General features: G+C 40.7%; 13 protein-coding genes. 3 read left to right on the top strand and 10 right to left on the bottom strand.

From position 1 onward, the window contains the following. Positions 1-109 precede the first annotated feature (109 nt). Both AFK25_RS02990 and AFK25_RS02985 read left to right on the top strand, forming a co-directional pair. A complete protein-coding gene (locus AFK25_RS02990) occupies positions 110-700 on the top strand; it encodes an SCO family protein (RefSeq protein ID WP_019417025.1) in 591 nt (196 codons plus the stop codon). A gap of 547 nt (positions 701-1,247) precedes the next feature. Continuing rightward, entirely contained in the window at positions 1,248-2,468 is a 1,221-nt protein-coding gene (locus tag AFK25_RS02985) for an EAL and HDOD domain-containing protein (protein ID WP_035064786.1), read from the top strand. A gap of 21 nt (positions 2,469-2,489) precedes the next feature. Here the strand turns inward: AFK25_RS02985 and AFK25_RS02980 are convergent, their stop codons facing one another. Both AFK25_RS02980 and AFK25_RS02975 read right to left on the bottom strand, forming a co-directional pair. After that, positions 2,490-3,134, bottom strand: coding sequence for a methyl-accepting chemotaxis protein (locus tag AFK25_RS02980; protein WP_157966501.1), 645 nt, complete (start codon positions 3,132-3,134; stop codon positions 2,490-2,492). Further along, complete coding sequence (locus tag AFK25_RS02975) at positions 3,106-4,455, bottom strand: PDC sensor domain-containing protein (protein WP_019417032.1); 1,350 nt, start codon at positions 4,453-4,455, stop codon at positions 3,106-3,108. The genes AFK25_RS02980 and AFK25_RS02975 overlap by 29 nt, the downstream gene beginning before the upstream one ends. Before the next feature lie 197 nt (positions 4,456-4,652). Between AFK25_RS02975 and AFK25_RS02970 the strand changes: the two genes are divergently transcribed. Beyond that, complete coding sequence (locus tag AFK25_RS02970; RefSeq protein ID WP_035064783.1) at positions 4,653-7,022, top strand: EAL domain-containing protein; 2,370 nt, start codon at positions 4,653-4,655, stop codon at positions 7,020-7,022. A gap of 13 nt (positions 7,023-7,035) precedes the next feature. On the opposite strand, the gene AFK25_RS02965 is transcribed toward AFK25_RS02970, so the two are convergent. The 8 genes from AFK25_RS02965 to AFK25_RS02925 form a co-directional block, all read right to left on the bottom strand. Continuing rightward, a complete protein-coding gene (locus AFK25_RS02965; protein WP_019417034.1) occupies positions 7,036-7,830 on the bottom strand; it encodes an ABC transporter ATP-binding protein in 795 nt (264 codons plus the stop codon). Beyond that, positions 7,796-8,770: an ABC transporter permease gene (locus AFK25_RS02960; protein ID WP_019417035.1), complete on the bottom strand. Its 975-nt coding sequence runs from the start codon at positions 8,768-8,770 to the stop codon at positions 7,796-7,798. Before AFK25_RS02960 ends, AFK25_RS02965 begins: the two co-directional genes overlap by 35 nt. An 18-nt stretch (positions 8,771-8,788) precedes the next feature. Further along, positions 8,789-9,769 (bottom strand): ABC transporter substrate-binding protein, encoded by a 981-nt coding sequence (locus AFK25_RS02955; RefSeq protein WP_035064780.1) that lies wholly within the window; start codon positions 9,767-9,769, stop codon positions 8,789-8,791. 107 nt (positions 9,770-9,876) lie between these two features. Then, positions 9,877-11,427: a fatty acid--CoA ligase family protein gene (locus tag AFK25_RS02950; protein ID WP_035064777.1), complete on the bottom strand. Its 1,551-nt coding sequence runs from the start codon at positions 11,425-11,427 to the stop codon at positions 9,877-9,879. A gap of 138 nt (positions 11,428-11,565) precedes the next feature. Then, positions 11,566-11,811, bottom strand: coding sequence for a hypothetical protein (locus AFK25_RS02945; protein WP_019417038.1), 246 nt, complete (start codon positions 11,809-11,811; stop codon positions 11,566-11,568). 397 nt (positions 11,812-12,208) lie between these two features. Then, a complete protein-coding gene (locus AFK25_RS02935; protein WP_019417040.1) occupies positions 12,209-12,871 on the bottom strand; it encodes a 3'-5' exonuclease in 663 nt (220 codons plus the stop codon). Positions 12,872-12,882: 11 nt separating this feature from the next. Next, the gene (locus tag AFK25_RS02930) at positions 12,883-14,718 is read right to left on the bottom strand and encodes a DUF294 nucleotidyltransferase-like domain-containing protein (RefSeq protein ID WP_035064774.1); all 1,836 of its coding nucleotides are present in this window, start codon (positions 14,716-14,718) and stop codon (positions 12,883-12,885) included. A gap of 53 nt (positions 14,719-14,771) precedes the next feature. Beyond that, entirely contained in the window at positions 14,772-16,421 is a 1,650-nt protein-coding gene (locus AFK25_RS02925; protein WP_035064772.1) for a sodium:solute symporter family protein, read from the bottom strand. Between the last annotated feature and the right edge of the window lie 24 nt (positions 16,422-16,445).

Genomic DNA, 16,445 nt, shown 5'->3' with positions numbered 1-16,445 from the left:
TTAGTTTTTCATTCTCCATTTAGAACAACGAAAAAATTCAAATAATTGTCACGTCCCATTCTCCTCATTGACACGTTGATTATGTATGATGAAAGTGGGAGGGATCACATTGAAAAAACTATACATTAGCTTTTTTAGCTTACTTGCCATTTGTATCGGCATTGGGATGTTTTATTTTTCTTTTTACCGACAAGATAAAATGGAGTTTCCAAAAGACGTGACGATGGAAACCGCATGGGGAAAACCGTATTCATTTCGTAACATGGAACCGAAAGTGCGCCTATTAGAGTTCGTGTACACAAACTGTCCCGACATTTGTCCAAGTACGTCATTTCAAATGAAACAGCTAAAAGAACGGTTGGAAAAAGACGGCCTATTTAAAAACAAAGTCGAATTTATTACGATTACCATTGACCCAACACGCGACACACAACAAGTGATGCAAACGTATGCGAACATGTTCGGAGTGGAAAGCGATGACGAAGGATGGATTTTTTTACGAGGAAGTGAAGAAGATACGAAAAAAGTAGCAGATGCCTTCGACTTCTTATATCGCGATCCTGGAAACGGCATGCTGATCCATACGACGCTCACATACTTTTTAGACGAAAACAACCGCGTCATCGAAACATTCGGCATGGGTGAAAAAGGTTTCGATAAAGAGAAAGTATATAAAGAAATTGTAAAAGAGGCAAAGTAGCCTCTTTTTCTAACCACTTTTTCCTCAATCATCTATCAAAATCATTTTCTGTATTTTTATTGAAATATTCCTAAGAAGAAAATATAATTAATTAGAGTAGAGAATTCTTATTTATATACGGATACACCTACACTATTTCCACTCTATTAACTGAAAATTTAAGAAAAATAAGATCAAGGCGATGAAAGGAGACCATCCATATCGCTTTTTTCGCATGCCTATATAAAAGATCTCTACCTTGGAATTATTTAAAGACTCTCTCCTCATTTGAACGAAAAATTTTTTGAACAGTTGTATTGTTTGCTGACAATATGTTTTGTCTCTTTACAATAGAAAATAAAGAAAATTATTTTTTTCGCAAGTATGAATCTGTAAATATAATTTAAAAAGTATTCAGCGACTAACAAAACTTACACCCACACTTACTCATTATTATTTTATTTATTCTTTAGAAGCTCATGCAGATGTCAAAGCTTCTTTGTTAGCCATGATACGAAAACGATAAATCTGCAAAATTTAGTTATTTTATCAACTCGGGGGAAGCATAATGGATATTTATGTAGGGAGACAACCAATTTTTAATAAAAATTATGACGTTGTTGGATATGAGTTATTATATCGTAATGGGGAAAAAAATTTTTATGATGCTATTGACGGTGATCGCGCGACAATTGATGTATTAGTTAATAGCTTTATGAATATCGGGATCGAAAAATTAACAAACGGCGCTCGTTGTTTCATTAACTTTACAGAAACTCTATTAAAAAAGCAGCTACCATTTTATTTCCCTAAACATCTAATCGTTGTTGAAATTCTAGAGAATATACCCTATTCGGAAGAATTACTAGATATTTGTAAGAAGCTAAAAGCAGACGGATATATGATTGCCCTTGATGACTTTATTTTTTGCAATCAATACACTCCTCTTTTCCCTTATATAGATATTATAAAAATCGATTTTTCTAAACAAAGCAATTATGCACAGTTTAAATCATATATTCATATGTATGATATTCACTTACTTGCGGAAAAAATTGAAACAAATGAACAACTCATGGAAGCAGTCAACAATGGTTTTTCTTATTTTCAAGGTTATTTTTTTAGTAAACCTATCGTAGTAAAGGAAAAATCGTTACCAAAAATGTCTTATACTTCTCGTCTCTCTCTAATTAAACGTTTAAACAGAAACGAATTAAATTTTGAACAGATAGTCGAAGCGATCGAAAGCGATCCTTCTTTGACATATCGTTTATTAAAAACGGTCAATTCGTTTTTCTTGTCTAAGGCACCGAAAATCAAATCCATTCGCCACGCTGCTGTGCTGTTAGGAACAAACCACTTAAAAAGTTGGTTAACTGTGTTGACATTACAAGAACCAAACGAACCGTTTAAAAACGAAATCATTGTAAATAGTTTAATACGTGCCAAAACGCTCGAACAATTAGCAGATCTCATTCACTTGCGCGATGAAAAAGACGTTTTATTTTTTATGGGAATTTGTTCATCGCTTGATTTATTGCTTCAACGCCCACTACAAGAAATATTGCAAGAATTACATGTCGATGAAGCGATTCAACATGGTCTGAATGGACAACCGTGTATTTACTCCATTTTGTATCATCTTGTCATTGCACTAGAAACAAACGATACAAATAAATTAAAAGAGATAACAACTACTTTAAACATTGATTTATCCAAAGCATTTGCGATTTATCAACAAAGTATTGAATGGGTTGTTGAATTGCAAAAAGATATAAAAGTAAAATAAAAAGGCTTTTCATAAGCCTTTTTATTTTACTTTGAATTTATTCATCATCCCTGTCAATTCATCAGCTAGCTGTTCGACTTGTTTCGCTTGTTCGAAAATTTGTTGCGCTGCTGCCGCTTGTTGTTCTGTCGCTGCACTGACTTCTTCAATGCTCGCGGATGCTTCTTCTGTGACAGCTGCTACATCTTGCATATGTTCAACAATCGTTTGTCCATCGTTTTGCACTGTTCGAATACGAGCCATCACTTGATTGCTCATTTCATTCGTATGTGTTAAGTTTTGGGCAATATGTTGAAACGCTCGCTTCGCTTCATCTACGCGTTCAAAAGCAAGATTCGCTACTTCATTTCCTTCCGTGACAATCGCAATCGCTTGTTCTGTATCGTGATGTGTTTGTTGAATCATTTGCGCAATTTTATCTGTTGCTTTTTCTGTTTCCTCTGCTAGTTTTCTCACTTCTCCTGCTACAACGGCAAAACCTCTCCCCGCTTCGCCCGCTCGTGCCGCCTCAATCGAAGCATTTAACGCTAATAAATTCGTTTGCGATGTAATATGGGTAATGACATTGACTATTTCCCTTACTTCTTTCGAACGCTCGCCTAATCGTTTCATCGCTTCGACAGCATCGCTTGAATGTCTAGCAGCCGACATCATCGCTTCGCTCATCGTTTGCAAAATCGCTTCTCCTCTTACCGACACTTGCTTTGCTTCTGGCCATCGCTTTCTCCATATTTTCAGCTTCTTCAATTAATCGCTGTAATTCATTCATCATGCGATTCACTCGTTCTGTTACATCTTGAACGGAATGTGCGATTGCTGTTGAGCCGTGGGCCATTTCGCTCATCGTCACTGCCACTTGGTTTGTCGTTTGCTTCGTTTCGTCACTTGCCACAACAAACGTTTGAGCATATTGACGAAGCTGCTCAGCTGAATCGTGCAACTGTTGTAGCATATGTCGCATATGATGAACCATTTGTTGAAAATATTGTCCGAGCTGTCCTACTTCATCTTCGCTTCGATGGTCGATCGTTACTGTTAAGTCGCCGCTTGCTACTTCTTTCGTTAATTGACTTAATTTTTGCAGCGGACGAACGAGGCGTGAAGCAAATAAAACAATGATAGCGCCGGCAAATAACACAACAACTCCAGCAGTAACAAACGATAAAATAGCTAAATAGTACAACTTTTCCGTTGCTTCAGCGACAGGCACAGTAAGCACAAGCCCCCATCCCGTTTGCTTAATTGGGGCATAAAACGCGTATTTTTCCACACCTTCGAACTCATATATCCCCATTCCTTTTTTGCCATCTAATGCGCGTCTTAACAACGAAACGAGTTGATCATTTTTTTCATGCAATAAATTTTTCTCTAATACATATTCTTTTTTCGGGTGTGCAATTAATACACCGTCCTTTTGAATTAAATATCCATACCCCGTTTTCCCAACATCCACGTGAATCACTAAATTTGTTATTTCTTCTGTCTTTACTGTCCCTAACAGCACACCAATAGTTTCTCCTTTTTCCCGAATCGGAGAAGCAATGACAATGACTTTCTCCCCGGTAGCACGTGAAACGATCACATCAGAAATGGACGTTTTCCCTTTTAAAGCTTCTTGAAAATACGGTCGGTCACTAATCGACAATTCTTTTCCATTCGCGTACGCCTTTCCATTCCGATCAGCAACAGCAATCAGCTCAAATGTTGACCACGTTTTTTGAATATGAGCAAGCCTTGTCTCATTTTCTTGTAGCTCAACAACATTCCACCCGCCTTCACTGCTCAATCCTTCAATCAGCTTACGATGGTCATCAATCCATTGATTAACTGCTGTTTGTAATCGTCCAAGCTCTACTTTAGCTGTCTGTTCAAATTGTTCTTCTAAAAATTGTTTCGCTTTTTGATGATTCAAATATGCCACTAAAAATAAAGAAATAATGACAAGAGGCATAATGACTAACAGTAGCTTTCCCCTTACGCTTTTCATCGTGTTCCCCCTCACCAATGTTTTTATATGTATTATCATAAATAAAATAAGTATGTAATAAAAGTAGGTAATTTTGACGATTATGATACATTTTAAATAAAATATTTATCTCTATTTTTATATATTGAAAAATCAACATCTTTCGACAATAATAGACATATATTCTATTTTTCTATGTAAAAGGAGGGGCGTTAGAAGTGGAAGAAAAAATACGCTTGCCACACGCTCTTTTCTCAAATGAACAGTTGCTATTTCAGATGATGGATCAATTGTTCGATATCGTTTTTTTAATGAAAGTGGAAAAAGGACCGCGGTTTCGCTACGTGCGCGTCAGTCCGACAGCCCTTCATTTAGCGAATTTAAGCGAAGAAGATATGGGAAAATGTATCGAAGATGTGTATGATGAACATGTCGCAAATCATTTAAACTTTCAATATATAAGAGCATGCAAAACAAAGTCGCTCGTCTCCTTTCGCGATCGGATGAACGTAAAAGATGACATACGCTTTGCGGAATCTACGTTAATTCCTATTTTGAACGAAAAAAATGAAGTATCATATATCGTCGCATGTACGCGTGAAATTACCGATATGCTAAAAAAAGAAGAACAGCTAGAAGAAGCACAACAATTAATTGATTCTTTATTTACCCACTCGCAAGAAGCTTTTATTTTATTCGATTTATTCGGACATATTATTCGCGTCAACGAAGAAACAGAACGTTTATTTGGATTGCAACAAAAAGACATTGTCGGGAAAACGCTTTTCGATGTCATTCCTGTATATAAAGAAAATATTCATCAAACGTTGCAACGATTAAGCGAAGGAAAACCATTGCACGCCATTCGCCTAACGATGAAAACAAGAAACGGTGAGACGATATACGTTTCTGTAAACGCATCTCCTTTATTCAACAAAGACGGAAACATTATCGCGGGCTTTGCTAGCCTTTTAAATATTACCGATCTCATTCAAACGCAAAAACAATTACAACAAAGTGAAAAATTACATCGTCATGTCGTAGAAACATTTCCTAAGGCGATTATGATTTGTACAGATGAACAAATCACGTATGCGAATGCAGTCGCCCTCCGTATGTTCAAAGCATCAACGATCGAAGACGTACGAAACAAGCCAGTCCACCAATGGATTCATACCGTTCCGGAGCCAACCATCACAGCAATCGACGGCGAAACAATTCCTGTACAAATCGACATCCTCCCGTTCCCGTACGAAACAAACAGGACTGAACTGATGATCATTAAACCAAGTGAACCGATCGTTGTACACGAAAAAGAAAAAGTATATATAGATCGAACAGAGTTTATAGAAAAGTTAACTGATCTTCTTTTTACGCACGAAGGTGTCGCCGTTCTGTTAGTTGATATACATCAATTTAAATTTATCAATAGCTTTCTCGGCCATGAAAATGGTGACGAGCTATTAAAACAAGTAGGCATGCGCCTTCACAACACGATACATCCAAAAGCGATGTGGACGCGAATAACGGGCGATCAATTTGCCATTGCTCTTTCGTACGGAAGCCAAGAAGAAGTAAAACAATTCGCCAACATGATAAAAGAAGTGCTCATCGAGCCTTATTCGATTGCTCAACAACAAATTCGCATCGGCATGCATATCGGTGTCGGCTACGCATACGATGCAAAATTATGTGCAGAAACGTTGTTAAACAATGCGGAAAAAGCGCTATATTTTGCGAAAATGGAAGGAACGAACGTCGTGAAATCGTACGAACCGCATATGTCGAACGCTTTTGCCCGAAAAATCCAGCTTGAAAACGCTCTTCCGCTCGCAGTAGAAAACAACGAGCTCTTTTTGCTCTACCAGCCGAAAATTAATGTCCGTACTCGTTCATGTCAGGTCGAAGCGCTCGTCCGTTGGAAACATCCTCAGTTCGGCTTTGTCAGTCCCGCTGAATTTATTCCAATGGCGGAAGAAACGAACGTCATTTACGACATCGGAAAATGGGTGTTGCGTCAAGCGTGTCGCGATCTTGCGTTTTTGCGCCAACATACAACGGGCTGTATGAAAATCGCTGTCAACTTATCAGCCAAACAATTGCTAGACGAACAACTATTTGAAGATATTCAACATATTTTACAAGAAGAAGGTTGCGACGCCTCTTGTTTTATATTTGAAATTACCGAAACAACAATGATTAAAAATCCTGAACATGTTGCAAAAACGTTAGAACGTTTAAAACAGCTCGGTTTTTCCATTGCCGTAGACGACTTTGGCGTCAGCTACTCGTCGCTTGAATATTTAAATCGCTTCCCCATTGATGAAGTGAAAATTGATCGTTCATTCGTTCAAAACATCGTCAATCATGACAAAAGTAAAGAAATTGTCAGCGCCATTATTTCGCTTGCGCACAATTTACAGCTAACGGTGACGGCCGAAGGAGTCGAAACAGCGCAGCAAGCGCAGTTTTTAATTGAAAAACAGTGCGAACAATTACAAGGATTTTATTTTAGCCGTCCGGTCTCGCTTGAACAACTTCCAAGCACAATCGTATCATTACAAAACATAATAAAATCCCCGATGTAACTCGGGGATTTTTTTATACAAGCACGGCGCGATCGCTAGCAAATTGACTGCCACGAATGCGTTGAAACTCTTGAAGAAGAGAGGCAACAGTTAGCTTTTTCTTCTCTTCTCCACTTGCTTCAAAAATAATTTGTCCACCGTCCATCATAATGAGACGATTGCCCAATTGGACAGCTTGCTCCATATTGTGCGTCACCATTAACGTCGTCAAGCGATTCGTTTCAACAATTTGTTTCGTTAAATCTGTAATTAACTTCGCGCGCGCGGGATCTAACGCCGCAGTATGTTCATCAAGAAGGAGCACGTGCGGTTGCGTAAATGTCGCCATTAAAAGTGACAACGCTTGCCGTTCCCCACCAGATAACAAGCCGACTTTCGCATGGAGACGGTTTTCTAATCCGAGCTGAAGCGTCGCGAGCGTTTCTTTAAAAAATTCGCGCCGCTTTTTCGTCACACCGAACCGAAGAGTTCGCTTCACCGTTCGGTTATAAGCGATCGCTAAATTTTCTTCAATCGTCATGTTCGGTGCCGTCCCTGCCATCGGATCTTGAAAGACGCGACCGATATAACGCGCTCGATCATGTTCACTCATCGTCGTAACGTCCTTCCCGTCAATTACGACTTCTCCTGTATCTGGAGCCAGTCTCCCTGAAATAATGTTCATCAACGTCGATTTTCCCGCTCCGTTGCTGCCGATAATCGTTACAAAATCGCCCGGCTGAAGCGAAAGTTCGATATGTTTTAACGCCACTTTTTCATCGAGCGTTCCTTCGTTAAACACTTTCGTAATCTGTTTGAGTTGAAGCAACGGCTGCACCTCGCTTTCTCGCTTTCCGCTGTTTTTCGGCACGCGCCGCTACCATTTGCGGAACGACGAGCGCTAAAATGACAATCATCGCTGTAATCAGCTTCACATCGCCCGTCTCTAAAAATTGGACGCGCAACGCAAGCGTAATGACGATGCGATATACAATGGCTCCTAAAATCACCGCAAGCGTCGCCCGCACAATCGTTTTCGCCCCAAATAACGCTTCTCCGATAATGACCGACGCTAAACCGATGACGATCATGCCGATCCCCATGCCGATATCGCTAAAGCCGCTATATTGCGCAATAAGAGCCCCTGAAAACGCGACGAGTGCGTTTGACAAGCCGAGGCCGACCATTGTTAAACGGTCCGTGTTTCCTGAAAAACTAGCAATCATTTTTTTATTATCTCCGACGGCACGAAGCGCCAAACCGACTTCCGTTTTCAAAAATAAGTCAATGACTACTTTCACTACAGCGACTAACAACATCCCAAAAACAATAATCGCCCACGTTTTCGGAACGAAAGGAAATATCGTTGCCAACGCTTGATCGAAACGTTGAAACGCTTTTGCGATGATCGTCATGACCGTTTCTTGTTGTAAAAGCGGGACGTTCGGTTTATCCATAATGCGCAAGTTAATCGAATATAAAGCGATCATCATTAAAATCCCTGATAATAACGGATTAATTTTCCCCTTCGTATGCAAAAGGCCTGTCGCACATCCTGCGAAAAAGCCAGCGCAAAGCGCCGCAAGCGAAGCAATAAACGGATTGACGCCACCGACGATGAGAACGGAAGCGACTGCCGCTCCCGTCACAAAACTTCCGTCCACCGTCAAATCAGGAAAATCTAAAACGCGAAACGATATATACACACCGAGCGCCATAAGCGCATATAACAATCCTGCTTCAACTGAGCTAAACAATGCTGTAATCATACAGATCCATCCTTTGTTTTATTCAATAAATTCCGCCATGCTATCCCATTCACTACGCCACTCGACACCCATCTCTTTTGCTGCTTTTTTATTGATGACAAGCTTCAATTTTTGCGGATATTGTACCGGAAGTTCAGCTGGCTTTTTCTTCCCTTCTAAAATGTCTGCTGCCATGACTCCTGCTTCATAGCCAATATCGTAGTAGTCAAAACCGTACGCCGCGAAACCGCCACGTTTCACTGAATCTAATTCGCCGACAAAAAGCGGTAAATCTTGATCGTTCGCGACTTGAATGACGGACTCAAGCGCTGAAACGACCGTATTGTCCGTAATGACGTAAAAACAATCGACTTTGCCAACTAACGATTCCGCCGCTTGTTTCACTTCCGCCGATGTCGACACCGAAACAGGTACGATCGTTAAGTCGGTCCCTTCCATCGCTTTTTCCACCGCATCCATTTGCGCCACAGAGTTTTGCTCGCCCGCGTTGTAAATCATGCCGACGCGATTCCCATTCACAAATTGATCAATAAATTGCACCGTTTTCGGAATAGCATCTGGATGCGTATCTGTTGTCCCTGTCACATTTCCACCTGGATTTTCCATCGATTGCACAAGCTTCGCTCCAACCGGATCTGTCACAGACGTAAAGACGATCGGAATATCTTTCGTCGCATTTAATGCGCCAAGCGCGCTCGGTGTAGAATTGGCGAAGATTAAATCGACGCCATCGGCAACAAAGTTGTTGGCAATCGTTTGATTATTGTTCATATCTCCTTGTGCAATTTGTACATCGTATTCGACTTTTAACCCTTTCTCTTCAAGCGCCTTTTTAAATCCGTTAAACGCCGCATCAAGCGACGGATGTTCGACAATTTGTGTCACACCAACTTTATATGTTTTCTCCTCGCTTTTTTCTGTTGTTGTTTTTTCTCCAGCGCATCCTGCTAGCACACTTCCTGCAAGCAACAACGCGCTACACGTTTTTACCCACTTCATTTGTATCCCCCTCACTTTTTCGCTGTTTCGCTTTTATGCGTTAAATTATACAAATATATTTTCTAAATATCAAGTCAATTCTAAAAAATAAATAAAAAAAACGGTGCTCACATCGCACCGCTCTGAGAGATGACTTGTTCTTTTAATGCACGTCTTAAAATTTTTCCTGTTGTATTTTTTGGCAATTCCTCTAAAAATTCAATCGAACTTGGCACTTTATATTTTGCCAAATGCTCGCTACAATAAGCGATTAACTGTTGTTCTGTCAACTGCTTATTTTTACTTACTACATAACATTTTACCGCCTCTCCAAAATTCGGATCTGGCACGCCGATAACTGCGGCTTCCACGACATCCGGATGGCTGTAAAGTACTTCTTCCACTTCACGCGGATATACGTTATATCCCCCAACAATAATCATATCTTTTTTCCGATCAACAATGTAAAAATATCCTTCTTCATCCATTTTCGCTAAGTCACCTGTATATAACCAACCGTCACGAATCGTATGCGCGGTTTCTTCTGGCATTTTATAATATCCTTTCATCACATTCGGACCACGCACGATCAGTTCTCCCAATTCACCAACAGGCACTTCTTCTCCTAATTCATTGACGATTTTATTTTCAACATTCATAATGCTCGTCCCAATCGAGCCCGGTTTACGCGGACGATCAAGCGGATTAAAACATGTGACTGGCGAAGCTTCTGACAGTCCGTACCCTTCGGAAACGATAACTTGAAATTTTTTCTCGAAATTTTTCAATAACGCAACAGGCATCGATGCTCCGCCTGAAATACATAAACGCATATGCGCAAAATCTTCCACTTTTCCGTCTGGATATTGATATAAAAAGTTATACATCGTCGGCACACCTGCAAAAACAGTTGCCTTTTGTTCACGTGCCACTTTAAATACTTCCCCTGGGCTAAATTTCGGAAGAATAAGCACCGTTCCACCGTTCATAAGCGGGGCATTAAGCGCCACCGTCAAACAAAAGACATGAAACATCGGCAACGTCGCAATGACGCGATCATCTTCGTTTATTTTTAAGTAATCTGCGACATCTTGGGCGTTGCTGTATAAATTTTTATGTGTCAACATCGCTCCTTTTGGTTTTCCAGTCGTTCCTGATGTATATAAAATAACCGCCACATCATCATCGTGAAGCTCTGGGCCGACGAACGGTACATCACCTGTCGCAAGCACATTTGTAAACGATTTCATTTTTTCCGGCACAACGATGCCATGTTCTTTTCCTTGCGGTGTTTCACAAATGATGATGTGCTCAACATTCGGTAAACGTCCGTCAAGCTTCATCAACGTCGGCATGACAACATCAAGCGCAATGACAACTTTCACATCGCCGTTTGTTAAAATGTAATGAATTTCATCTGCCGTATAAATAGGGTTAATCGGAATCACCGTCGCCCCCGCACGCATCGCGCCATATAAACTGACGATAAAATACGGTGAATTGCCTAACAATAGCGCCACATGATCCCCTTTGTTTACCCCAAGCTTCGCGAGTCCGCTCGCAAATTTCATGATCGCCCCGTTCAGTTCACCGTACGTTGCTGATGTTTGTTCAAACATATACGCCTGCTTATCTGGCTTTTGCGTAGCTATTTGCTGTAACCGTGAAACTAAATTCATTTTCCCCACCCCTTTAGTGAATGAATGATCATTCATTTTAAAATTAAAAAAATTCTAAATGTATTATATTTTAAAATAAAAAAACAGGCAAGCGAGAAATAATCGCTTACCATGATGATGACTATAAGCTTGTCGCATTCAAATCTCTGTTAAAACGGCTCGCTGTACCGGAGGACAATATGTTGCCGCAACGTTTGTTTCATATACATAATATTTTTTCCCTTCCAATAATAATGTGTTCACATCGATCATTTCACATTGTTTTCCTTCGTTTGTAAAATGCTGCACTACAGCATACATAAGACTTTTTTTGTCAAAATATCTTTCATCGAGTTCAACAACGATTTTACGTTTGTGATTGCTTTCAAATATATGATTAAACATGCTAATGCTCTCCTTTTTGTCATTCTTTGAAAATATGCTTTGTTATGCTTTTTTATCCTTCTCTCGAAAATGCAAGTATCAAATAAATTTCCATTCACTTTCCCTCTTCTTTACACTTCGCATATCGTTTCGCAAAAAATAAAGAAAACAGACCATGAATAAGAAACAATCCTCCTCCGACCCTTTCGAATAAGTTAGGATCATAGAAAAAAGATTTACATATTATAATCAACCCATATATGGAAGATGGAATTCCGAGCAATAAAAAATACAAAAACCATTTTTTATTCGTCATATACAGATGACCCCCGGAAATTTAGCAAACAATTTTATATAAATTATATTTTACCATAAAAGGATGATTTTTAAATAAAAAACAAGGCTTTGTCGCCTTGTATTAAAAAGATATGGAGCGCATTTGGCTATCTGTGGCGCGCAGCAATTCTCCCCACTTTCGATAGCCGCGCATGCGAAATTGTTCTAATAGCTCAACGAATAAATACGCTGTCGTGAGCGCATCGCCGATGGCGGAATGGCGTTCATACATGCGTGTACCAAACGCTTGCGCATATCGCTCTAAATCGCGCATATCATATGACGGTGCAATAAAACCAATTAAATCAAGCGTATCGATAAACGTCGGTTTGCGAAATTTCATTTTTTCGCGGCGCAATTCGTGTTTCATCACAAACAAATCAAACGAAATGTAATGACCGACAAAGCAGACGCTTTGTTTTTGTTCAACAAATCGAAAAAAATGTTGCAATGCTTCAATTGCCGTCGGCGCATGTTTCACTTTTTCTTCTGTAATGTTTGTCAATTCAACAATAACAGGTGGGATATCGCGATTCGGATTTACATACGTATGAAACGTTTCATCTTCCATCACCGTCGTCCCCTTCACTTGCACCGCGCCGATTTCGATTAACCGATCTGTTGTCGCTACATCAAATCCGGTCGTTTCTGTATCAAATACCGTAAAAATAATATCATCAATCGGCGTCGACAACGGGATATGATCGTTTAACTTGTAGTCAATCGCCTTTCGTAAAAAAAACACCCCGATCCCCCCTAAAAATGAGAAAATAATTGCGCCTGCAGTTGCTTTAACGTTTTTAAACTTAACATGAGTTCATCTTTTTCTCTTGTCGTCATCGTTGCAAACGATAAGACAGACGACGATTGTTTATTCGCTTGATAATGATTCCATTTATGGCGAATGTAAATAGCTAGCACGTTTTCAGCCGCTTTTTGCACATCTTTCGCAAATGCAGGAGACAATACTTGCTTTTCTTTTAGCTTCTCAATTCGCTCAAACGGTGTGCCAGATACGATCCCATGAATGAGCCCTAAAATTTGTATGCTATGATGGTACGGAAATAACACTTCTTTTTTCATATCGATTGTTTTTCGCTCAAGCCCGAAAATAGAGCGAATTGGGCGATCAAGCGTCGGAATTTCATTTTGCTTTTCCATCTCAACAAGCCGAAAAAAGAAAATTTTTGCACGATGTAATTGCTCACGAATTTGTTGTTCAAATGCACGATGCAAGTCGATATCGCCATATACAAATCGATACGAGAAAAAGTTTTGCGCCAACAACAAGTTGTCATTTGTCGCATGAATCATCCACTCGCGCAATCGATCTTTCCACGTTTCAAGCGAACCACGCCATGCATTTTCGCTCGCCATCATCTTCCCTTTGCATCGCTCATATCCTGCTTTCTCCATGACACGCACAATCGCCTCTCCAAGCGTTGCAAAATATGAAGCGTGCTCCTCGCTTTCATATACAAGAAAATGATCTTGATCGGTTAGTAAAAACTGTTCCCTCCGTCCGCTTGATCCCATTTGATAAAAAGCAAAACGGCTCGGAGGATCTCCTACTTGTTCGATCGCTAACGATAAACAACGGTAGACGAGTCGATCGTACAGTTTCGTAATCGTATTTAAACATTGAGCAATCGGCACTTGATCGCGCAACATCGTCGCCAACAACTCGTAAATCGCTATTTTCATTTTGGATAACGTCTGTTCATCCGCATGATCAATTTGTTGAATCGTGCGCATCATGCTTTCATTTTTCTTTCGCATTAAATCTGAAAACGTCACAATCCCTTCTACTTTTCCGTCGTCGACAACAGGTAAATGTTTCACTCCTCGCTCAATCATCATAGCAAGCGCATCGTAATAATACGCGAATCGTGAAATCGTCGCGACATGTTTTGTCATCACTCGTTCAATAGGTGTGTCATACGGAAGAGACTGTCCAAGCACTCGTTCGACAAGATCCGTTTCCGTTAAAATACCACACAACTTTTGTTCATTCGTCACAACGATCGAACTAATATGAGTCGCCGCCATTTTTTTCGCGGCTTCTTGTACTGTTGCCGTTGGTGGTAAAGTGACGACATTACGTACCATTAAATCTTGCACAGGAACGACAAATGATGTAGAATCGCCAAATTTTCGCGCTTGTTTGACTTGTTCAGCAAGCGACACATATACGTCTTTTAAACGGATGCACGCCTGCGCAAGCAAATAGTCATGGACATTCGGATCATCCCATAACCGCGTTAACACAGAAAACGGCATGACAAGCACTTCGCATCGTTCCGCCGCCCGCACAGCAACGAGCTCTTCTTTTCCTTCGTTTTTCGATACACCTAAAAAATGGGCTAAGCTTGAAAACCCGATAATCCCACCTTTTTGTACGACTTCAAGCACTTCGTCATACCCTTCATGCTCAACGTATACTTCCGCCACCCCATCAAGCAACAAAACAAGCCCTTTGCGCCGCTCATTTTTCCCTAAAATGAGATCGTCTTTGTCAAACGTCTTTTGTTCACATTCAGCGATAAGCTGTTCGATTTCACGTTGTGGCAACCCCTGAAATAATGGATGCATCAATATCCCCTCCCTTATAAAAACGGCATCTGTATACACAGATGCCTTTTACATTATCTCATCCACACTTGACCGTCTTTGTATGTCATTTGTTCTGGATAACGGAGGTCATATACTTCTTCTTGCACAGATTGCGAAGGCTCTTTCGTCATCAATGAAACGACGACGTTCGCTGCAATCGCGGCGACTGCTCCAAAAATTCCTGCCCCTGTATCAACAATTCCTGCAACGGAAAAGCCACCGTATTTCGCTGCTAAAATGTAGCCTAACGAAACGACTAACCCGACAAGCATACCTGCAATGGCACCAGCCGCATTTGAGCGTTTCCACCATACCCCAAGCACAAGCGCTGGGAAGAACGTACTTGCCGCAATCGCAAACGCCCACGCAACAATTTGCGTAATTACACCCGGTGGATTTAATGCGACTAAACCAGCTAACAATGTTGCAGCAACGATCGAAATGCGCGCAACAAGCAAACGATTTTGCTCTGATGCGTTCGGACGTAAAATACGATAGTAAATGTCATGCGCAAACGATGACGAAATAGCAATCATTAAACCACCCGCTGTCGATAACGCTGCCGCCATCGCTCCAGCTGCGACTAAACCGATAACGAACATACCGAGATTTGCAATTTCTGGCGTCGCCATTACGACGATGTCGTTGCTAATGACCATCTCTTGCCATTGTAAAATACCGTCGCCGTTTGCATCCGCAATTTGTAATTTTCCTGTGTTAATCCACTTTTCTGTCCAAGCTGGCAATTCGCTAATTTTTTGACCGACGACATTTTTAATGAGGATGAAGCGCGAAAATGCAGCATACGCAGGCGCTGATAAATAAAGTAACCCGATAAATAAAAGCGCCCATGCTCCCGACCAACGTGCCGCTTTCATCGTTGATACCGTATAAAAGCGAACGATGACATGCGGAAGTCCTGCCGTTCCAGCCATTAACGTAAACATAAGTGCAAGAAACTGCCATTTGCTACCTTTTAAAAACGGATCCGTATATTGCGAAATGCCTAACTGTTGATCAAGCTGTTGAAACTCGCCAACAATTTTTCCGTAAGAAAGCCAAGGAATTGGGTTTCCTGTCAACTGAAGCGACATGAAAACGACCGGAATTAAGTAAGCGATAATTAAAATGACGTATTGCGCTACTTGCGTCCATGTAATTCCTTTCATTCCGCCAAACGCAGCATAAAACGCAATTAATACAACACCAATCATCGTACCGACTTTTGCGTCCACTTCAAGCAAACGCCCAATAACAACGCCCGAACCAGAAAGCTGCCCGATTGAATAAACGAACGAAATAATAATTGTACAAAGAGCAGCAATCATGCGAGCCGTATGACTTTCATAACGGTCGCCGATAAACTCTGGCACCGTATAGCGACCATATTTGCGAAGCTGTGGAGCGAGTAAAAACGTAAGCAACAAATAACCACCCGTCCAGCCCATAATATATGCAAGACCGTCGTATCCTAACAACATAATCGTACCGGCCATACCGATAAAGGATGCCGCACTCATCCAGTCCGCTGCGATCGCCATTCCGTTTGAAAACGGAGAAATGCCGCGACCTGCTACGTAGAAATCAGACGTTTCTTTCGCCTTATTGTAAATTGCAATCCCGATATATAACGCAAATGATGCAATAATAATGGATAAAGACACGAGAAATTGTGTATCCATATTGCTCCCCCTTCCCCTTTGTTC

The sequence above is a fragment of the Anoxybacillus gonensis genome (assembly GCF_001187595.1).
Classification (GTDB): Bacteria; Bacillota; Bacilli; order Bacillales; family Anoxybacillaceae; genus Anoxybacillus; species Anoxybacillus gonensis.
This window is presented reverse-complemented; position numbering and strand designations above follow the sequence as displayed.